This is a genomic window from Bradyrhizobium sp. JYMT SZCCT0180 (assembly GCF_018130165.1).
Lineage (GTDB): Bacteria > Pseudomonadota > Alphaproteobacteria > Rhizobiales > Xanthobacteraceae > Bradyrhizobium.
In genome coordinates this window covers 97,083-117,250 of record NZ_JAFCLZ010000003.1, presented here as the reverse complement: position 1 = coordinate 117,250, position 20,168 = coordinate 97,083, and the positions used below count along the sequence as shown (strand labels likewise).

20 protein-coding genes are annotated in these 20,168 nt (G+C 63.3%); 8 read left to right on the top strand and 12 right to left on the bottom strand.

The window, feature by feature from the left end:
- The first annotated feature begins 148 nt into the window (after nt 1-148).
- The gene (locus JQ641_RS05525) at nt 149-1,282 is read left to right on the top strand and encodes a COG3904 family protein (protein WP_211994875.1); all 1,134 of its coding nucleotides are present in this window, start codon (nt 149-151) and stop codon (nt 1,280-1,282) included.
- Nucleotides 1,283-1,471: 189 nt separating this feature from the next.
- Here the strand turns inward: JQ641_RS05525 and JQ641_RS05520 are convergent, their stop codons facing one another.
- Complete coding sequence (locus tag JQ641_RS05520; RefSeq protein WP_211994874.1) at nt 1,472-2,482, bottom strand: DUF2155 domain-containing protein; 1,011 nt, start codon at nt 2,480-2,482, stop codon at nt 1,472-1,474.
- A gap of 281 nt (nt 2,483-2,763) precedes the next feature.
- Between JQ641_RS05520 and JQ641_RS05515 the strand changes: the two genes are divergently transcribed.
- The 3 genes from JQ641_RS05515 to JQ641_RS05505 all read left to right on the top strand — a co-directional run bounded on the left by JQ641_RS05515 (nt 2,764) and on the right by JQ641_RS05505 (nt 5,850).
- Entirely contained in the window at nt 2,764-3,543 is a 780-nt protein-coding gene (locus JQ641_RS05515) for an SDR family NAD(P)-dependent oxidoreductase (protein ID WP_211994873.1), read from the top strand.
- Nucleotides 3,544-3,659: 116 nt separating this feature from the next.
- On the top strand, nt 3,660-4,607 hold the full coding sequence (gene lipP1, locus JQ641_RS05510) for a LipP1 family hormone-sensitive lipase (protein ID WP_211994871.1): 948 nt from the start codon (nt 3,660-3,662) through the stop codon (nt 4,605-4,607).
- A 34-nt stretch (nt 4,608-4,641) separates the two neighbouring features.
- Entirely contained in the window at nt 4,642-5,850 is a 1,209-nt protein-coding gene (locus JQ641_RS05505; protein WP_349628507.1) for a citrate transporter, read from the top strand.
- Nucleotides 5,851-5,903: 53 nt separating this feature from the next.
- On the opposite strand, the gene JQ641_RS05500 is transcribed toward JQ641_RS05505, so the two are convergent.
- Nucleotides 5,904-6,308, bottom strand: coding sequence for a GNAT family N-acetyltransferase (locus JQ641_RS05500; RefSeq protein ID WP_249150221.1), 405 nt, complete (start codon nt 6,306-6,308; stop codon nt 5,904-5,906).
- Nucleotides 6,309-6,452: 144 nt separating this feature from the next.
- Complete coding sequence (locus JQ641_RS05495; protein ID WP_211994862.1) at nt 6,453-7,391, bottom strand: GlxA family transcriptional regulator; 939 nt, start codon at nt 7,389-7,391, stop codon at nt 6,453-6,455.
- Between the two features lie 95 nt (nt 7,392-7,486).
- On the opposite strand from JQ641_RS05495, the gene JQ641_RS05490 reads away from it, so the two are divergent.
- Nucleotides 7,487-8,173 carry a DJ-1/PfpI family protein gene (locus JQ641_RS05490; RefSeq protein WP_211994860.1) on the top strand — a complete coding sequence of 229 codons (687 nt, stop codon included), beginning with the start codon at nt 7,487-7,489 and terminating at the stop codon, nt 8,171-8,173.
- Nucleotides 8,174-8,679: 506 nt separating this feature from the next.
- Here the strand turns inward: JQ641_RS05490 and JQ641_RS05485 are convergent.
- A complete protein-coding gene (locus JQ641_RS05485; RefSeq protein WP_211994859.1) occupies nt 8,680-9,090 on the bottom strand; it encodes an NADH:ubiquinone oxidoreductase subunit NDUFA12 in 411 nt (136 codons plus the stop codon).
- Between the two features lie 268 nt (nt 9,091-9,358).
- Here JQ641_RS05485 and JQ641_RS05480 point away from each other — a divergent pair, with 268 nt between their 5' ends.
- Nucleotides 9,359-10,015, top strand: a complete 657-nt coding sequence (locus JQ641_RS05480) for a BA14K family protein (RefSeq protein ID WP_211994858.1) — start codon at nt 9,359-9,361, stop codon at nt 10,013-10,015.
- 55 nt (nt 10,016-10,070) lie between these two features.
- Here JQ641_RS05480 and JQ641_RS05475 read toward each other — a convergent pair whose 3' ends face one another.
- Nucleotides 10,071-10,934, bottom strand: coding sequence for a DMT family transporter (locus JQ641_RS05475; RefSeq protein WP_211994857.1), 864 nt, complete (start codon nt 10,932-10,934; stop codon nt 10,071-10,073).
- A 212-nt stretch (nt 10,935-11,146) separates the two neighbouring features.
- Here JQ641_RS05475 and JQ641_RS05470 point away from each other — a divergent pair, with 212 nt between their 5' ends.
- Together JQ641_RS05470 and JQ641_RS05465 are read left to right on the top strand one after the other, a co-directional pair.
- Complete coding sequence (locus JQ641_RS05470; protein ID WP_211994855.1) at nt 11,147-11,554, top strand: response regulator; 408 nt, start codon at nt 11,147-11,149, stop codon at nt 11,552-11,554.
- 14 nt (nt 11,555-11,568) lie between these two features.
- Nucleotides 11,569-13,803, top strand: a complete 2,235-nt coding sequence (locus tag JQ641_RS05465) for a CHASE3 domain-containing protein (RefSeq protein WP_211994853.1) — start codon at nt 11,569-11,571, stop codon at nt 13,801-13,803.
- Nucleotides 13,804-14,213: 410 nt separating this feature from the next.
- Here the strand turns inward: JQ641_RS05465 and JQ641_RS05460 are convergent, their stop codons facing one another.
- From JQ641_RS05460 to JQ641_RS05430, 7 genes are all read right to left on the bottom strand, one after another.
- Nucleotides 14,214-15,125 carry a heme o synthase gene (locus tag JQ641_RS05460; RefSeq protein WP_211994850.1) on the bottom strand — a complete coding sequence of 304 codons (912 nt, stop codon included), beginning with the start codon at nt 15,123-15,125 and terminating at the stop codon, nt 14,214-14,216.
- Nucleotides 15,126-15,249: 124 nt separating this feature from the next.
- On the bottom strand, nt 15,250-15,543 hold the full coding sequence (locus JQ641_RS05455) for a GYD domain-containing protein (RefSeq protein ID WP_211994848.1): 294 nt from the start codon (nt 15,541-15,543) through the stop codon (nt 15,250-15,252).
- A gap of 33 nt (nt 15,544-15,576) precedes the next feature.
- Complete coding sequence (locus JQ641_RS05450; RefSeq protein WP_211994845.1) at nt 15,577-15,978, bottom strand: cytochrome C oxidase subunit IV family protein; 402 nt, start codon at nt 15,976-15,978, stop codon at nt 15,577-15,579.
- A 9-nt stretch (nt 15,979-15,987) separates the two neighbouring features.
- Nucleotides 15,988-16,710, bottom strand: coding sequence for a heme-copper oxidase subunit III family protein (locus JQ641_RS05445; RefSeq protein ID WP_211994844.1), 723 nt, complete (start codon nt 16,708-16,710; stop codon nt 15,988-15,990).
- Nucleotides 16,711-16,720: 10 nt separating this feature from the next.
- A complete protein-coding gene (locus JQ641_RS05440) occupies nt 16,721-17,425 on the bottom strand; it encodes a cytochrome c oxidase subunit 3 (RefSeq protein ID WP_211994843.1) in 705 nt (234 codons plus the stop codon).
- Entirely contained in the window at nt 17,422-19,197 is a 1,776-nt protein-coding gene (locus tag JQ641_RS05435) for a cbb3-type cytochrome c oxidase subunit I (protein WP_192739792.1), read from the bottom strand. Before JQ641_RS05435 ends, JQ641_RS05440 begins: the two co-directional genes overlap by 4 nt.
- A gap of 75 nt (nt 19,198-19,272) precedes the next feature.
- Entirely contained in the window at nt 19,273-20,106 is an 834-nt protein-coding gene (locus JQ641_RS05430) for a cytochrome c oxidase subunit II (protein WP_211994842.1), read from the bottom strand.
- Between the last annotated feature and the right edge of the window lie 62 nt (nt 20,107-20,168).

Sequence of the window (20,168 nt, the reverse complement as noted above, 5' to 3'; positions counted from 1 at the left end):
CCGACGCACTCGCGATCGTCGCGGCGTGCGGCTGAAGGCCTGTTCCGTATTGTGACGTCCGTCACAGCCCCTCCCCGCGACCTCACTTATCCCTGTTTTCACGGCGGGCGGGAACGCTCCGCCTCCGACAACGACAGGGATCGCTCAGATGAGCCACGCGTTGCACGCGACACTGGCGGCCGAGCCCGGCGAAAACTTCGTCGCGAACCACGGCGCCGAACAGGTCGTTGCCAGCATGCCGCCGCCGCTCACCTTCGTCGTGCCGGCCCGGTTGCCGCCGCCGCTGCCCAAGCGCCCGGCGCTGAACATCATCGCGCGGCACTGGCGCGGCGAACTCTCGCTGCCGCGCTCCTACTGGATCAATTATGTGGTGCTGGGCACGAGCTTCGGACTTGCGTCCAGCGTTCTGGGCGCTGCGATCAACCCAAGCGTTGGCGAACAGCCGGTGCGCTGGCTGATCTCCCACGGCCTGACCTGGATCGCGATCATCCTGTTCACGACCTGGGGCGCGATCGGCGTCTGGCGCTCGGCGACCGCCTACCGGCGCGCAGGAAAGCGCTTCTGGGGCACCGCCGCCAAGGCGACCATGGCGCTCGGCGCTCTCCACCTCGTTTACAGTGTCTACTACGTCGCGATCCCGCAGGGCCTCGGCATCTACGAGATCGCGGCCGGCGACGCGCGCCTCGCGTCACACCAGTTCAAGGTGCTGAACAACGGCACCATGCTGGATTTCTCCGGAGGTATCTCGTTCGGCACGGCGAAGGAGTTCGAGACCATTCTGAAGGCGATGGACAATGTGCGCACCGTGCGGCTGAACTCGAACGGCGGGCGCGTCGCGGAGGCGCAGAAGATCTCCGACCTGATCAAGGCGCGAGGCCTGTCGACCTACGTCACCCATCAATGCGCTTCCGCCTGCACCATCATGTTCCTCGGCGGCAAGCAGCGCCATCTGCACGCGAACGCACGGCTCGGCTTCCACCAGCCTTATTTCCGCGGCATGACCGCGAACGAACAGCGCATCTCGATTGCCCGCGAGCAGGCGCGCCTTGAGAAGTTCGGCCTCAGCGCCGCCTTCGCCGAACGCGCCAACAGCGCAGGTCCATCTGGCATGTGGTTTCCCGAACAGAGCGAATTGCTGCGCGAGCGCGTGGTGACGTCGATCTTCAACCCGCAGCCGCCGAAGCCGGTGGCCGCCGCGGCGCCGGCGCCATCTGCTCCCGCTTCACGTAGCGTGCCCGTGCTGCCAAAGACGCAGGCGGCCTATCAGGCGCCGCCGCAATAAGCGAATTGCGGAGCGTGGGCCAGGTCTCGTGTCCCGGACGCGGTGCAGCGTGACGTTAGCGCGTTTACGCGCGTCTTCGACACGCTATGGCTCCGCAGAGCCGGGACCCCAAACTTGCTGTGATTGGGAATGGACCCCGGCTCAGCAGCGCACCGCTAACGCGCTGCGCTGCGTCCGGGGCACATAAGGCTAATTCCCGAACAATCCACCAAACAGCCCGCCGGGCCGTTGTTGCTGCGGCGGCGGTGGCGGCGGTTGCTGCTGGAACTGCGGCTGCGGCGGCAGCCCCGACGGCGGCGGACGCGGCGCGGCCTGCTTCGGCGCCGGCGGGCGCTTGGCGGCAGGCGGCGGCGGAGCCGGCTTCGGCGCTTCAGGCTGCGCGCTGACGATGGTCTGGTCGGGGACTTTGCAGTCGGTCAGCCAGATATCGTAGACCGGGTGCTCGACACCGTGCAGCCCGGGGCTCGCGGCGTACATCCAGCCCGAGAAGATCCGCTTCACCTCGCCCTGCAGCGTGATCTCGTCGACCTCGACAAAGGCGTCGGTATTGGCGGCTTCCGTGGACGGCCGCGTGTAACAGGCCGACGTCTTCACGCGCAGCGCGCCGAACTGCACCGTCTCGCCGATGTCCTCGTCGAAATTGATGATCCGGCCGGTGATCTTGTCGAGGCCGGAGAAGCTGGCCTTCTTGTTGGTAACCTTAGATGCCGGCGGCTCGGACACCACCTCGTCGCCCGGCTGCAGGCTGGCGGAGGCCGGTGGGACCGGTCCCTTGGGCTGGCGCTGCCCGGGTGGCAGGCCCGGCTGCGCATTGGCCGCAGGCGGCACGGCGCCCGGCGCACCCGGCTGCGGCGGCGCTACCGCGATCCCCGGCTGGGTATTCTGTGGAACGACAGTGGTACCCGGCGGCGGTGCCAGGGGCTGGGTCTGCACGCTTCCGGGCGGCGGCACGCCCTGCCCCGGGGCGGGGCGGTTCGGCGTCGGCAGCAGCCGGCCGCGCGGCAATTCGGGCACTTCCTCGTCGTCGTCGAGTTGCTGCTGTTGTTGCTGCTGCTGGTTGCCACGGGGGATCGCGCCTGGCGGCCGCAGCGGCGGATCGGAAAAAATATTGCCGATCTGCGCGCGCGCGGGGGGCGCAAGCGAGATTGTCGAGGCGGCCACTAGGGCCGCAATACCAGTCAGGGCAATGGTTCGAAACATCTCGCGGCTTTAAAGGGCGAATCGGGCTCGCGACATAGTACAATCTATCCGCCGCTCGCGTGCCCACCGGTTAACACGTGGAATACGGCGGGGAAAGGGCGGTTACCCTCGTCCCGGGGACGGGCTTCGCCCGCTCCGGGGGACGGGCTTCGCCCGCTCCGGGGCCTCTGGTCAGCTCCCGCTACAAATGAAATAGTCGGTTTCGATCAGCTTTCGCGCGTCGCCTGCGCGAAAACCATGAAAATCCGGGACAACCGGACGAGCCAGAGGAAACCCCAGACATGACCGATCGAATTCGACTGGACGGCCGGGTCGCCGTCGTCACCGGTGCGGCCGGCGTCATCGGAACCGCCACCATCAGGCTGCTCGCCGAGCGCGGGGCGCGCATTGTCGCCGTCGACCGCAAGGAGGCCGACCTCAAGGCCGCCATCCATGACCTGCCGGCCTCCGCCGAAGCGCTCGCGATCGCCGCCGATGTCACCCAGGAGGACGACGTCGCCGACTATGTCCGCGCCAGCGTCGACAAATTCGGCACCATCGACGCCTTCTACAACAATGCCGGCATCGAGGGCGACATCAAGCCGATCCCGCAATATTCGCTGGAGAGTTTTCGAAAAGTGCTCGACGTCAACGTGGTCGGCGTCTTCCTCGGCATGAAGCATGTGCTGCCGGTGATGCTCAAACAGAACAAGGGCAGCATCATCAACACCGCCTCGATCGCGGGCCTGATGGGTTCGCCCTACATCGCCGTCTACAGCGCCAGCAAGCATGCAGTGATCGGACTCACCAAGACCGCGGCCTGGGAATGCACGGGCACCGGCGTTCGCGTCAATTGCGTCTGTCCGGGCCTGATCGACAGCCGGATGCTGTCGACGATCTATCAGGGGCGCAACGGCGGCAATGCCCCCATGCCGATCGAAAAGATGGTCGACCGGATTCCGGCGCGGCGGCTCGGACATGCTTCCGAAGTCGCCTCCGTCGTGGCGTTCCTGGCGTCCGATGAAGCCAGCTACGTCACTGGCTCGTCCTATACCGTCGACGGCGGCCGGACGGCCGCTTAGGGAGTCGTCATTCCGGGATGGTCCGAAGGACCAGACCGGAATCTCGAGATTCCGGGTTCACTCGCTTCGCGAGCGCCCCGGAATGACAGCACAAAACACCAGAGGTCTTCACTAGCATGCCCGTCGTTCTCGATCCCGATGCCGCCGCCGTCTACAAAGCCTTCCAGGAAGCTGGCCGCCCGCCCTATGAGTCGGGAACACCGACCCAGGCCCGCGCGATGTATCTGGCCGCCCGGCCCGTCGCCAATCCCGAACCGCCGGAACTGGAATCCGCAGAACCGCTCTCAATCCCCGCCTCGCATGGCGCGATCCCGGCCCGCATCTACACGCCGAAGACGCTGCGAAAAACCGGCGGGCTCGCACCCTGCCTGGTGTTCTATCATGGCGGCGGCTGGGTGATCGGCGATCTCGATTCCCACGACGTGGTCTGCCGCAAGCTCGCGCATGAAGGGGAGTTGATCGTGATTTCGATCGACTACCGCCTCGCCCCCGAGCACAAATTCCCCGCCGCTGTTGACGACGCCGTCACGGCGGTGAAATGGATCGCAGCCAATTCAAAAGACCTCGGCATCGACGCGGCGCGCGTCATGGTCGGCGGCGACTCGGCCGGAGGCAATCTCGCGGCCGTCGCTGCGCTCGCGGTGCGTGACGGCGACGGGCCAAAGCTCGCCGGTCAGGTGCTGATCTATCCCGCGACGGACTTTGCGATGAAGCACCCCTCGCACAGCGAGCCAGAGACCAGCATTCTGCTGACGCATTCCGTCATCAACTGGTTCTGCAACCACTACCTCAGCGGCCCCGCGGACATCGATAATTGGCAGGCTTCGCCGGCGCGTGCGCAGACGCTGGCCGGATTGCCGCCGGCCTATGTGCTGACCGCCGGCGGCGATCCCCTGCGCGACGAAGGCGACGAATACGCCGCACGTTTGAAGGAAGCCGGCGTGCCCGTCACCTACAAGCACTTTCCCGGCCAGTTCCACGGCTTCTTCACCATGGGCAAGCTGCTGCAGCAGGCCAACGTCGCGGCAACCGATATCGCGCTCTGGATGAAGGCGCTGAATTGACAAATTCACACGCGCGAAGGAATTGACGGCAACCATGCTCCTGTTCGGGATACCCGTCGACTTCATCCTGTTCGCGCTCACGCTGCTCGGCGTCGCGCTGTTTCATCACCATACCCTGCCCGTCGCGTTGACGGGGCTTGCGGCCATCATCCTATACAAGCTGATCTTCACCGGCTTCAAATACGGCGCCGGCCTTGGTGGCCTCGGCCACCACATGGCGCATGAATGGGTGACGCTGGCCAATCTGTTCCTGCTGCTGATGGGATTTGCGCTGCTGTCGCGGCATTTCGAGGAAAGCCGGATTCCCCACGAAATGCCGGCGCTGCTGCCGGACGACTGGAAGGGCGGCGTCATCCTTCTGGTGCTGGTGTTCGTACTGTCGGGCTTCCTCGACAATATCGCCGCGGCCCTGATCGGCGGCACCGTGGCGCGCAGTGTTTTCCAGGGCAAGGTCCATATCGGCTATCTCGCGGCCATCGTCGCGGCCTCGAATGCGGGAGGGGCCGGCAGCGTCGTCGGCGACACCACTACGACGATGATGTGGATCGCCGGGGTCAGTCCCCTCGCCGTCATCGAGGCCTATATTGCCGCCATCGCCGCGATGCTGATCTTCGCCGTGCCCGCCTCGCTGCAGCAGCAGCGCTATTCGCCGATCGTCAAGAAGCCGCCGAGCGGCCTGAAGGTCGATGCCATCAGGGTGTTCATCGTCGCCGCCATTCTCGTGGCCGCACTGGCCGCCAACATCACCGCCAATCTGAAATTCCCGGCCCTGCTCGACATCCTTCCCGTGCTCGGCATCGCGGTCTGGGTGGTGATCCTGCTGACGGCGGCGTTGCGCAAGCCGGACTGGTCGGTGATGCCCGAAACCTTCAAGGGCACCATCTTCCTGCTGGCGCTGGTGACGGCCGCATCCATGATGCCGGTCGAGAAACTGCCCGCCGCCTCGTGGCCGACGGCGCTCGGGCTCGGCTTTGTCTCCGCGGTGTTCGACAATATTCCGCTGACCGCACTCGCGCTGAAACAAGGCGGTTATGATTGGGGCTATCTCGCCTATGCCGTCGGCTTCGGCGGATCGATGATCTGGTTCGGCTCGTCGGCAGGCGTCGCCCTGGCGAACATGTATCCGGAGGCAAAGTCTGTCGGCCGATGGATCACCCAGGGCTGGCCGATCGCGGTCGCCTACGTCGTCGGATTCTTTGTCATGCTCGCGATTCTCGGCTGGCGTCCCGACGCGCCGCTTTAGCGCATTGCTCGCCTCGCCCACGCCGCTGCGAAGGCACATGTGCCGGCGGTGGTCTACGTTGCGACCGGACGCCGAACATCGATATTCATCACGTTGTTTTCGTAAGCCTGATCGCCGATCCGAAACTGCGTGGTGCCGATCTTGTTGAAGCCATGCTTGAGATAGAAGCCGATCGCTCGGCTGTTCCTGGCATTGACCGTCAACCAGACGCTCTCGCCGCCGAGGTCCCGGCAATGCTCGAGAGCACACTGCAACAGTGCGGCGCCTCTTCCGCCTGACTGCTGTCTCGGCCGAACATACAGGGTTGCGATTTCCAGCGGCGAGCAATCGGCCAATGGCGGCGTCGCCGATGAACACACGGTCACGAACCCGTCAATTCCGGCGGCGTTCTCCGAGACCCAGATCGCCTTCGCCGAATCTCCGATCGCATCGCGAAAATTCTGCGCTGTGAATTCCAAGAGGACATACTCCGCAAAGTGCGGACTGACGCCCTCGCGAAGATAGGTGTCTAGCCAGACCTCAATGCTGATCGCAGCGAGAGGCGATGCGTCACATTCTTGCGCTTTCCTGATCATGTCAGCTGAATTTGCCGCATCGGCCCCTCACCCCGCGCGTGCCGCCCGCCGCAGCGATTGCGGCGGCTGGCCGAAGGCGCGGATGAAGGCGCGGCGCATCCGCTCCGGATCGCGAAAGCCGGTGGTCTCGGCGACGCGTTCGATCGCCTCGCTGGACGACTGCACGCGCTGCCGCGCCACCTCGATCCGCAGCCGCTCCACCGCCTTTGAGGGCGTGGTGCCGGTCTCGGCAATGAAAGCGCGGGTGAAATGCCGCGAACTCATGCCGGCCTGCTCGGCCAAATCCTCCACCGTGAGCGGCGCATCGAGATGTTCGCGCGCCCATGCCAAAAGCGGTCCAAACCGTCCGGTCGGCGACTTCAATTCCAGCAGCGAGGAGAATTGCGACTGGCCGCCGCTGCGGCGGTGGTACAGCACGAGCTGCTTGGCGGTGCGCTGCGCGATCTCGTCGCCGTAATCCTCGACGACCATCGCGAGCGCGAGATCGATGCCCGCTGATATCCCCGCCGAGGTCCAGACATTGCCGTCGCGCGTGTAGATCCGATCGGCTTCCAGCTTCACTTTCGGATAGGCCGACACGAAGTGCCGCGTGCGCTGCCAATGCGTGGTGGCGCGGCGTCCGTCGAGCAGGCCGGCCTCGGCCAGAACGTAAGCGCCGGAACAAACGCTGGCGACGCGGACCCCGCGCCTGGCCAAAGCCCGCACGAAAGCCAGCGTCTTCGGGCAGATCGCCGCCGTTCGCACGCCCTCGCCGCCCGCCACGATCAACGTCGTGATCGCGCTGGAAGGTTTGAAGCCGCGCGCCAGCATCTCGATGCCGGAGGTGCTGCGCACCGGACCCGGCGTCGCCGCCAAAGTCCGGATCGCAGGCGCCGCACCCGAGAAGCGCGCGGCGATTTCGAACACCGAAATCGGCCCCGCGGCATCGAGCAACTGAAAGTCCGGAAAGATCAGCACACCGATCATTTGAGGCGATGTCCTTAAATGAGGGAAATATGGCATTTCTGACAAGAGGCCATCATGTCAGGATGCACCGGTCAAGTGAAATCAGGGAGGTCCTCATGTCGGCGCCGCTTCAGATCGGTCTCGTGTTGTTTCCAAAGGTGACCCAGCTCGATTTCACGGGACCCTTGCAGGTGTTCTCCAGCGTGCCGGGCGCGCAGGTACACCTGATCTGGAAGCGCATCGAACCTGTGCCCAGCGACTCGGTCCTGACGATCACGCCGACGGTGACCTTTGCGGATTGCCCGCAACTCGACGTCATCTGCGTGCCCGGCGGTTTCGGCACCGATGACATGATCAATGACGAGGAGATGCTGGCATTCCTGCGCAAGCAGGCCGAGGGGGCCAAATACATCACGTCGGTCTGCACGGGATCGCTGGTGCTGGGTGCAGCCGGCCTGCTGAAAGGCTATCGCGCGGCGACGCACTGGACCGCGATGGATTTTCTCTCCGCATTCGGCGCGACGCCGACCAGGACCCGCGTCTGCGTCGACCGCAACCGCGTCACCGGCGGCGGCGTCACCGCAGGCATCGATTTCGCGCTGACGCTGGTGTCGCTGCTGGTCGACCGGCGGACCGCCGAAGCGATCCAGCTCCGGCTCGAATACAACCCGGCGCCGCCGTTCAATTCAGGCTCGCCCGACACCGCGCCGCCGGAAATCCTCGCGCTGATGAAAGACAAGATCGCGCCCGCACAGGCCCGCCGCACCGAAATGATCGGCCGCGCCGCGGCCCGGCTCGGTTGATGCATTTCATGCACCGGGGGCCACATCCTTCGAGACGCGCTTCGCGCTCCCTCGGTGAGCGCGAAGCGCTCATCCGGGGATGAGGAGTTGTCTCTATCCCTCATGGTGAGGAGCGCGGCAACGCCGCGCGTCTCGAACCATGCAGCCCGGAAAAACGCCAAAGAAAAAGGCCGCCTGGTTGCCCAGACGGCCTTTCCTTTCCTACGGCGGCGCCACATTGACGGGCGATCTCAGAACGTCTGCACCGGGGGCCTATCTCCCAGCCGTATCCTGATCGGGTGCCGCTGCTCATCGGGACAGTCGCGAACTGGAGCCCGAACCGTACGCGATGGTTTCCCATCTCCGTAAGATGGGTTCATTGAACGGCGAACGGGGCAAGTGCGCAAGAACGCAGCGGCCGATGTCCCCGCTGTTCCCGTTATTCACAGGCGAACACATCCGTGTTCACGACGCGTGCGACGCCGCACCGTCGCCCGCGCTCAAAACAAGAGTGGATCAGCTGTCTATCAGCTTCCCGGCGTCCAGGGCTGGTAGTCGCCGGTCGCCTTCGGACGGCGGCCGCTCGCCAGCGTCGAGCCGGATGGACGGTAGGCCGCCGATGTGCCGGTCAGGTTCGGCTGGTGCGGCTTTTCCCACTCGCGTGGGGTGTACGTCTCTTCGGTCGGGGCGACGTCGACGGTGTGATGCAGCCAGCCGTGCCATGACGGCGGCACCTTGGTCGCTTCAGCGTAGCCATTATAGACCACCCAGCGTCGCTGGAAGCCGAGCGTCGGATCGATCTTGCCGCCTTTGGTGCGATAGTAGGTATTGCCCTGCTCGTCCTGGCCGACCAGTTCGCCGAAGCGCCACGTCCACAACTGGGTGCCGAAGGTCTGGCCGTTCCACCAGGTGAAGAATTTGAGCAAAAATTGCTTCATGAGGGCTTTGCCGGTTCGAGAAGATGCGAAGCCGTGATGCCATCGGTGGGCCGGATTGTCCAGATGCGATGTCCGATTGCGGCGATATCTGGCCGGACCGCATTTGCGCCTGTTTTTGGCGTCGAATTGTCGCGGAATCATAACGACCTGTTCATCCCTGATGCAGTTCCGATCTGGCAGGCTAGGCGCTGCGCACGATCGGTGCGCGGGCTCGGGAACGCCTTTCTCCTGAAATGGTTAGGCCCGTATCCCGGAGATGGAGCCGACAATGATCAGTTTGAAAGTTTTATGTTCTGCCGCAGCGATCGCGGCGCTCGTTGCACCGACCGTGCTGCCCAACCCCAGCTTCGCGCAAGCCCCGCCTAGCGCTGGAGGTGGCGGAGGAGGTGGTGGTGGCGGCGGCCGTGGCGGTGGCGGTGGAGCAGCTATCGGTGGTGGCGGCGGTGGCGGCGGCGCGGCCATCGGTGGCGGCGGCGGTGGTTTCCGCGGTGGCGGCGGCGGAGCTGTGATTGGTGGTGGTGGCGGCGCCTTCCGAGGCGGCGGCGGTGCACCCCCACCGATGGCAGGCGGCATTCGTGGCGGCGGCGTCATCGGCGGCGGTGTGACCCCCGGCCCGAGGTTTAGCGGCGGTGGCGGCGTCTATCAAGGCGGCGGCTATCGCCATCATCATCGCCATCGCCACGGCGGTTTCTACCCCGGTTTCGCAACCGGCGCCATTATCGGCAGCGGGCTTGGCTATTACGGCAGCAGCTACGGCTACTACAACGATCCCTACTACTACGGCGACGAATATGCCGATGACGGCGTGGTGGCGGTGGTCCCCGGCGGCGACACGGTTGCTTCCTGCAGGGCGAAGTATCGCTCCTACGATGTCCGCTCGCAAACCTATCTCGGCTATGACGGGCAGCGGCATTCCTGTCCGTAACGCGAGCCGGTCAATCTGAATCGGAAGAGCGGCGCATTCCGGTGCGCCGCTCTTTTCATGCGCGTAGCGCCACCGCGACGCCGCCGAGCGTGATCACCAGGGCGCCGACCTCGCGCAAGCCCAGCGGCTCATTCAGCATGGCGGCGGCCGCCACCACGCCGACCACCGGCACCAGCAGGGTGCCGATCGACGCGGTCGCCGCCGGCAGCCGCTCCAGCGCTGCGAACCAGCAGACGTAGCACAGGCAAAACTGGATCAGCGTGATGTAGACCATCGACGCCCAGCCGATCCCCGAGAGCGCCGCTAGCTGCGGCTGCTCGACGGCAAGCCCGATGACCGCGATCGGCAGGCAGCCGAGGCCGATCTGCCAGGCGGCCAGTGACAAGGGCTGCATCGCAAGCGGAAAATGTTTGGTCAGCACGGTGCCGAGCCCGACGCAGACGGCGCCCGCCAGGGCGCACAGGATTCCCGGCAGCTTCTCCACGCTGGCGTCGAAACCATTGCCGCCGATCAGCACCGCAATGCCGGCCAGCGCGACCGTCAGGGAAAGGGCACGCAGCAGCGACAGCCGTTCGCCGAGGATCGGCCACGCCAGAAACGCCACCCAGACCGGGATCGAGATGCCGAGCACCGCGGCCTCGCTGGCACTCAGCCACAGCAATGCGAGCCCCATGAACGCAACCCAGCCGCCGAGCGACAACGTGGAAACCAGCAACAGCCGCAGCCACATTCCCTTGGGAACGCGCAGCGTCTCCCGCCGCGCCAGCGCGATCAACGCCAGCGCTGCAGCGCCGACGATGCCGCACAGGCCGCGCGACGACAGCGGCGGCCACTCCGTCAGCAGATGCTTCATGATCGGGAAGTTGAGGCCCCAGCCCACCGAGGCGATCGACAGGACGATGAGGCCGAGCGGCGACATTCGGGGACGACCCGCTGGGCGATGTATGGACACGGCGGGTTAGATCCGGAACCGGGGACGCATTTGTTCTTGTTCTGACACAGACTACCGAATTCGCCTCTAGGCAAATCTTATATGCACTCTATCATACAGACGGCTAGTCGACGTTCCGCCTTAATCCTCATCAGGGGTTTTGCGAGTCGCCGACTGCAGCCCAAGCAAAAGGAATCCTCGTGCCGCGCGTTCTCGTGGTCGATGACGACCCGGTGGTTTGCGTTGCCATCGAAGTTTGTCTGCAGCGCCAGGGTTTCGAGGTCACCATTGCCGATGGTGGTGAGACCGGGATGCAGGCGCTCGAAGCGTCCGATTTCGACGTCATGCTGATCGACGTCTTCATGCCGCACATGCGCGGGTTTGAAGCAATTCGGACGTTCCACGAGCGCCGGCCCGAAGTTCCGATCGTTGCGATGTCGGGCTACGCCTTCGCCAATTCCGACCGCCAGCCCGATTTGCTGCGGCTGATCATCGAACTCGGCGCGGCATGCTGCCTGCGCAAGCCGTTCACGCCCAACGCGCTGTTGACCAGCGTCAACGAATGCCTCACCAAATCGGTACAGTCTGCGCGCCTCTCGAAAAGATGAAAATAAAAGCGTCAATGCTCTCGCAGCGTATCATCCTTGGAATCGGCCTCGCGATCCTCATCCTTATCGGTGCTGCCTCCATTGGTCTCGACCTGAAGTCGCGGGCCGATACGGCTGCCGTCGACCATGCCCTCGAAGTGCTGAAGCGAATCTCGGATATCCGGCCGCTGCTGCGCCGCGCCGAAAGTGCTGCGCGCGGCTTTGCGCTCACCGGCAACCCGGACTTCGTGAAGGAATATAACGAGTCCAGTGACGCAATCCTGCCGGCCTTCGATGACCTGATCAAGACCGTCGAGGGCAATCCCGGCCAAACCCAGCTGATCGAGGAAGCCAAGGCCCAGGTGGCCCGCCAGATTGTGACGGGCGGCGAGTTGATCAGGCTCAAGAATGCGGGCGACCAGGCGAAAATCGCCGCATTGCTGGCCAATGACGAGGACCGCAAGGCGACGGAGACGATCGGCGAGAATCTGGCAAAGACCGTCGCCGAAGAGCGAAGGCGTCTCACGCTCCGGCGTACCCAGTCCGAAGCCAACGGCGGCTTCCTGCTGGCGGTTGACCTGGCTTGCGTGCTGCTGATCCTGATCCTGGCGACCGTCCTTACGCGCTCGACCGGCAGGTCACGCCGTGAGTTGCAAGACTCCTTGACTGCAACCAGAGCCACCAACGAGGCGCTGGAGGCTGCGGTCGCCGAACGTACCGGGCACCTGGTCACCGCGCACGAGGAACTCCGGCACTCGACCGAGGTGATGCAGAGCACCTTTCACAGCATGGCCGAGGCGGTGCTTGTCATCGACACCAAGGGCCGCGTGCTGCTCTCCAACCCGGCCGCGGAAAAGATGCTGCGCTACCGTCCGGGCATGACCGTTGAACTGCTGCGGCAGCTGAGCACCGTGTTTCGTGCCGATGGCGTCACGCCGCTGCCCACAAGGGAGATGCCGGCGGCGCGTGCGTTGCGCGGCGAGGAGTTCGACGCCACCGAAATCGTGGTGCGGCCCAAGAGCGGCACCGCGCCGGTTCACCTCGTCATCAGCGGCCGGCCGCTGCGCGACGCGTCGCGCGCCATCAGCGGCGCGGCGCTGCTCTATCATGACATCACCGCGACGCGCGAAATCGAGCGCAAGCTGCAGCAGTCGCAAAAACTCGACGCCATCGGCAAGCTGACCGGCGGCGTCGCCCACGATTTCAACAACATGCTGACCGTCATCACCGGCACCACCGAAAGGCTGGTCGCCGCACTCGAGGACCAGCCGGCGCTGCGGAAAACCGCCGAGCTAATCGACGTCGCAGCGGAACGCTGCATCGAGCTGATCCAGCATCTCCTGGCGTTCGCGCGCCGGCAACCGCTTCAGCCGCGCAATATCGACGTCAACGGCACCGTCCTCGACATCGCCAAGCTGCTGCGCCCTACCCTCGGCGAACACATCGAGATCGACTCGATCCTCGAGCCGGAGGTTGCGGCCGCGCATATCGACCCCTCGCAGCTGGCGAACTCGCTGCTCAACATGGCGATCAATGCCCGCGATGCGATGCCCGAAGGCGGCAAGCTGTTGCTGGAGACCCGCAACGTTACGCTCGACGAGGCCTATGCGCAGGCCAATCCCGACGTGCTGCCCGGCCCGTACGTGATGCTGGCGGTCAGCGACACCGGCACCGGCATGTCCAAGGAGACCCAGGACAAGGTGTTCGAGCCGTTCTTCACCACCAAGGAAGTCGGCAAGGGTACCGGCCTCGGCATGAGCATGGTCTACGGCTTCGTCAAGCAGTCCGGCGGCCACATCCGGATCTACAGCGAGGAAGGTCACGGCACCACGATCAAGCTGTATCTGCCGCCCGCCCGCGGCCAGGCGCCGGCGGCCGTGGCTGCGGCCGCCCCGCTGGTCGGCGGCGCCGAAACCATCCTGGTGGTGGAGGACGATGATCTGGTGCGCAACTTCGTCACCACGCAGTTGCAGACCCTCGGCTACCAGACCCTCGATACATCAGACGGCCCTTCGGCTCTGCAGGCCGTGAAAAACGGCCTGCCCTTCGACCTGCTCTTCACCGACGTGATCCTGCCCAACGGCATGTCCGGCAGGCAGCTCGCCGACGAAGTCGTCAAACACCGGCCCGGTATAAGAGTGTTGTATACCTCTGGATATACCGACAACGCGATCGTGCACCAGGGGCGGCTCGACCCCGGCGTCTTGCTGCTGAGCAAGCCCTATCGCAAGTCGCAGCTGGCAAAAATGATCCGCCAGGCGCTGGACTAGAGGCCTTATCGGTTCAGATTGAAGCAGAATCGCGCGGACTTACCGCGTAGGAACGAATCGTACCACCTGGCGCTTGAATCCTGGTTCTGTTTTGCGTGGCAACCATGAACTGAGAGGCGAAAATGTTCCTGATGGGACTTGGCGCGCTGCTCGTTCTCGGCGGAATGTTGTACATGGCACGCACCGCTATTTGGCGGGGATCGCTTAGCGGCCCGGACTCCTCCCGGCCGGTTCGCGGCACTCTGGAACCGCCACGGCGCAGCCTCCGATTCCTGGGTTTGGCAACGAACTGGCCCGGCATTCTCCTTATGGTGACCGGTGCAATTCTGTTGGTGTCCGGTTTCTAGCCTCGCCAATGCCCCAAAGGCCCCGGAGCGATCCGGGGCCTTTTTTGTTCGATCAGACGTTGGCTAGTGGGACTGAACGGAGGGAACAGTATCCATCAGCAACACCCCAAAAAGCAGGACCAGATAGAGCATCGAAAACACGAACAGGCGACGAGCGGGTCGCCTCTCCGTGTCATTGCTCCGACGTACCTGCCATGAGAGAAAAATCATGACCGCGCCAAGCATCGCTGCAGCCGCGCCATAGATGGCGCCCGCAAACCCCAATGCCCAGGGTGTCAGCGAGGTCGCAGCCAGAACAACGCTATAGAGAAGAATCTGGCGCTTTGTTTCGGCCTTGCCGGCTACGACCGGCAACATCGGCACCCCGGCTCTGGCATATTCTCCGGCAAGATTGAGCGACAACGCCCAGAAGTGAGGTGGCGTCCACAGGAAGATGATCAGGAACAGGATGAGCGGTTCGATCCCGACACTTCCCGTGGCGGCAACCCAGCCGATCACCGGTGGAAGTGCGCCAGCCGCACCGCCGATGACGATGTTCTGCGGTGTACGGCGTTTGAGCCACATCGTGTAGACGACGACATAGAAGAAAATTGTGAAAGCCAGCAGCGCAGCCGCGGCCATGTTCAGCAAAGTGCCGAGCGCCAGGATGGCGCAGCTTCCGAGCATCAATCCGAAAACCAATGCTTCCGGGCGCGATACACGGCCGCCGGGAATCGGACGCATGGCGGTACGCGCCATCACCGCATCGATGTCGGCGTCGTACCACATATTGAGCGCACCTGCGGCGCCCGCTCCGGCGGCTATGCAAAGAAGCGCAACGGCACCGGCGAAGGGATCGATGTCGCCCGGTGCAACCATGAGACCAACCAGTGCGGTAAAGACGACCAGCGACATAACGCGCGGTTTCGTCAGCGCGACAAAGTCCGCGATGCCGGCGTAGCTCCCGCGAAGGAGAATCGAACGATTGATCTGCATGAGATTAATGCCTCCTCTTGCCGGCGACATGGCGACGTCTGCGTAGTTAAAAACGATGCGATCGTCCTGAAAGAACCCTTTGCAAAACCAGCTCTGAGAAATTCACGAGCACACCTTTTGCCGTCTAGCCCAGCGACTTGATGATTTCCCGATAGGCCGTTTCGGGAAACGCTTTCAGCGTCCGGGTCCGGATGTTTCCCTGCATGCCCATTTGCAGGCTGAAACGTGCCGCCACGGCGTCGTCGGGAGCTTCGTAGATCGCGACGATGTCAAAGTCGCCCATGGTCAGGAAAAATAATTTGAACTCGCCGCTCATCTCCGTGAGCGCTTTCTTTGCTGCGTCCAGACGGTTTGGCGAGTCCTTCACCTTCAGGATGCCCTGCTCGGTCCAGTTTGCAAGCATGACATATGTGGTCATGACCATCCTCCCTTTGGTACGAGGCAACGACGCCTACGTCGCAGGCGCGAAGAACAGGACCCGGATGAGGTGCGTGTAGTCGGATTCGAACACCATGATCGCCACGAACACCAACACCAGCACCGGCGGAAGCAGGATGGCGTAACTCAAGGCCAGCCGCTCCCAGGCCATGTGCATGAAGACGGCGACGATCAAGCCGGCTTTCAAAACCATGAACAGCAGGATCAGCGACCATCTGAGATAGCCCTGGAAGTGAAAGTAGTCGACGAGATAGGAGCAGGCGCTGAGGACGAACAACCATCCCCAGACCACGAGATAAAGCTTGATCGGGTGCTGCTGGCCCTCTGCGTGCGTGGCTCCTGATGCGGGCACGTCATGCACATGCGCGTGCAGCGAGGGGTGTTGTGTTTCCAGATGTACTGCCACGTTTGTCATGCGCCGACCTCACCAAAGATAAAAGAAGGCAAAGATGAACACCCACACCAGATCGACGAAGTGCCAGTAAAGGCCCATGATCTCGACGATCTCGTAGTGTCCCTTTCTGCTCGTGAAGAAGCCGCGCCTTTCGACGTCGAAGTCTCCCCGCCAGACCTTTCGCGCGATGGCGACCAGGAAGATCACGCCGAACGTCACGTGAGTGCCGTGGAAGCCGGTGATCATGAAGAAGCTCGAGCCGAACTGCGCCGCGCCCCAGGGGTTTTCCCAGGGCCGCACACCCTCCATGATCAGCTTGGTCCATTCGAAGGCCTGCATTCCGACGAACGTTGCGCCAAGCGCCGCTGTGACCAGCATCAAGACTGCGGTTTTGACGCGATCGCGGCGGTAACCGAAATTGACGGCCATCGCCATGGTGCCGCTGCTGGAGATCAGGACGAAGGTCATGATGGCGATCAGGATGAGCGGGATATGGTGCCCCGCAATCTCGAGAGCGAACACCTCGCTCGGATTCGGCCATGGCACCGTCGTGGACATTCGCGCCGTCATGTAGGACAGCAGGAAGCAGCTGAAGATGAAGGTGTCGCTCAGGAGGAAGATCCACATCATGGCCTTCCCCCAGGAGACGTTCTTGAACGCGCGCTGATCCGAGGACCAGTCGTCGGCAATGCCCCGCAAGCCGGCGGCCCGCGCGGGCGATTCTCCAGGGTTTGTCAGCAAGGTCTCTGCCATCTGGTGTTTCCTAGGTGAGCAACCGGCGACAGATGTCGATGAAATCGTCCGTCCAGCCCGTCAGCAGGCCAAGCAGAACCAGCCAGACCAACAGCAGGAAATGCCAGTAGATGGTACAGAGCTCCACGCTCAGGCGCAGCTGGGCCATCTCGGCGCCACGCCACACTTTGGCAGTCGCTCTGCCAAGCGCCACCAGGCCGCCCATCAGGTGCAGCCCGTGCGCCGCGGTCATCATGTAGAAGAAGGAATTGGCCGGATTGGACGCGACGAAATAACCCGCTGCACGCAGTTGCTGCCACGCCAGCAGTTGCCCAATCAGGAATATAACCGCGGACGCGCCGCCTGCGCAGAGGCCGACGATTACACCGTCCATGTTGTTCCGGAGCGCGGCGATGTGTGCCCATTGCAACGCGACGCTGCTCAGGACAAGGACGCCCGTGTTGAACCACAGCAGCGAAGGCACCGGCATCGTGCGCCAGTCCGCCATGTTCATGCGCATGGAGTAAGCGCTGATGAAGAGCGCGAACAGCGAGCCGGCGACAGCGAGAAACACGCCCAGTCCGATCTTGGCTGCCGGCAAGGTGATTGCACCCGTGCCCGGGAAATCATCGATCGAACCTTCTTCCAGCCAGGGTTTGGCTGTCAGCCGTTGCTGCGAGAGCCACCATCCGGCGATGACCGCTATCACAGCCATGAACAGGATGATGGCGCTCACGGAGCAGCTCCCTGAACGGCCGGCGTCGTCCGCGGCTGGTTCTGCGGAATGAAGTCCTGCGCGGCACCGGGCACGCTGTAGTCATACGCCCATCGGTAGACCACCGGGAGCTCCTTGCCCCAGTTGCCGTGCCCGGGCGGGGTTTCCGGCGTCTGCCACTCCAGTGTTGTCGCCCGCCATGGATTGCCACCCGACGGCCTGCCCCTGAACAGGCTCCAGACAAGATTGAACAGGAATACCATCTGGGCGAAGCCCACGATCAACGCCATGACGGTGATGAAGGCATTCAGCGTATGGGTCGATGACGGGATGAACGACGTGTCGCCGATGTCGTGATACCGGCGCGGAACGCCGAGCAGTCCAATGTAATGCATGGGGAAGAAGATCAGATAGGCGCCGAGGAACGTCACCCAGAAATGAAACTTGCCCATCCAGTCATCCAGCATCCGCCCGGTGACCTTGGGGTACCAATGATAGATCGCGCCCAGCACGACCATGATTGGCGCCACGCCCATCACCATATGGAAATGCGCGACGACGAACATGGTATCCGACAGCGGGACGTCCACGACGACGTTGCCGAGGAAGAGGCCCGTGAGCCCGCCATTCACGAACGTGATGATGAAGCCGAGGGCGAACAGCATTGGAACGGTGAGATGAATGTCGCCGCGCCACAGGGTCAGCACCCAGTTGTAGACCTTGATGGCGGTCGGGATGGCGATGATGAGCGTCGTAGTGGCGAAGAAGAACCCGAATTTCGGGTGCATGCCGCTCACATACATGTGGTGCGCCCATACGACGAAGCTGAGCGCGCCGATTCCCACGATCGCCCAGACCATCATGCGATAGCCGAAGATGTTCTTTCGCGCATGGGTGCTGATCAGATCGGAAACGATGCCGAAGGCCGGCAAGGCGACGATGTAGACTTCCGGATGACCGAAGAACCAGAAAAGGTGCTGGAACAGGATCGGGCTGCCTCCGCCATACTTCATCTGCTGGCCCATCTCGACGAGTGCCGGCATGAAAAAGCTGGTTCCCAGCAGACGGTCGAACAGCATCATGACCGAGGCGACGAACAGCGCCGGAAAGGCCAGCAGCGCCATCACGGTGGCCGTGAAGATGCCCCACACCGTCAACGGCATCCGCATCAGCGTCATGCCGCGTGTGCGCGCCTGCAGCACCGTCACCACATAATTCAGCCCGCCCATGGTGAAGCCGATGATGAACAGGATCAGCGAGACCAGCATGAGGACGATGCCCCAATCCTGCCCGGGGGTACCGGAGAGAACCGCCTGCGGTGGGTAGAGCGTCCAGCCGGCGCCGGTGGGCCCGCCCGGCACGAAAAAGGTCGACGCCAACACCAGGACTGCGAGCAGGTAGATCCAGTAGCTCAGCATGTTCACATAGGGGAAAACCATGTCCCGGGCGCCGACCATCAGCGGGATGAGGTAGTTGCCGAAACCGCCCAGGAACAATGCCGTGAGCAGATAGATCACCATGATCATGCCGTGCATGGTGATGAACTGGAGGTATTGGCTTGCATCGATAAAGGAGAACGTGCCGGGAAATCCCAGTTGCAGTCGCATTAGCCACGACAGTACCAGCGCCACCAGCCCGATTGCGGACGCCGTCAGCGAGTACTGGATGGCGATGACTTTGGCGTCCTGCGAAAAGACGTACTGCGTCCACCAGCTTCTGGGATGATAGAGCTCAACCTCCGGCACTTCGGCAGGCGGCGCGTCTGCGCGTGCGTCATATGGGACGTCGACCATAGAAAACCCTCCTTGGTCGTTTCCATCGGGGGCGATGAGTTCACGCGCCCGATCGATCTTCGCGGCGGCGCTTTGTTAGTTGCCGCCGGATTTGTACGTCGCCTTCGTCACGGCCTTTCGGCCTGACAGTTCTGCAAACGTCTTCTGCGTCTCCAGCCAGGCGTGATATTCACTCACCTCCTGGACGATGACCTTGGCCCGCATCTGCGCGTGCGCCACGCCACATAGCTCGGCGCAGAGCACATCAAACGTTCCGGTTCGGATCGGGGTCATCCAGAAATAGGTGACCATGCCCGGAACCATATCCATCTTGGCCCGGAACTCGGGCACCATGAAATTGTGCAGCACATCGAGGGAGCGGAGCAACACCTTGACCGGCTTCCCGATCGGAAGGTGCAAGTCGCCGCTTTCGATCACGACGTCGTCTTGTCCGTGTGGGTCGTCGCGATTCAAGCCCATGGGGTTTTCGGGACTGATGTTGCGGACGTTGGTTGTGCCCATCCGGCCATCCTTCCCCGGGAGGCGGAAGCTCCATTGCCACTGCTGGCCCATGACCTCGATCTCGGTGGCATCAGCCGGAACCGTGACGAACTGGTGCCAGACGACCAGGCCGGGCGCCAACATGGCTCCGACGCCGACTGCAGTCCCGATGGTGAGCCACCATTCGAGCTTCTTGTTTTCGGGATTGTAGGCTGCCCGCCTTCCCTCCTTGTGATGAAAGCGGAAGACGCAATAGGCCATGAACGCGATGACAGCGAAGAACACCGCTCCGGTGATCCAGAAGGTGATGCTGATGGTGTGGTCGATGTAGCTCCAGTTCGTGGCGATCGGCGTCCACCACCACGGGCTGTAGATGTGAAACAGCACCGAGCCGACTGCGACCAGAAGCAGTATGAGTGCGACAACCATCCTTCAGTCCTCCTTGCCATTCAAGGCAACGGAGACGGATTAAAGGGCGCAGCTCACTGTCT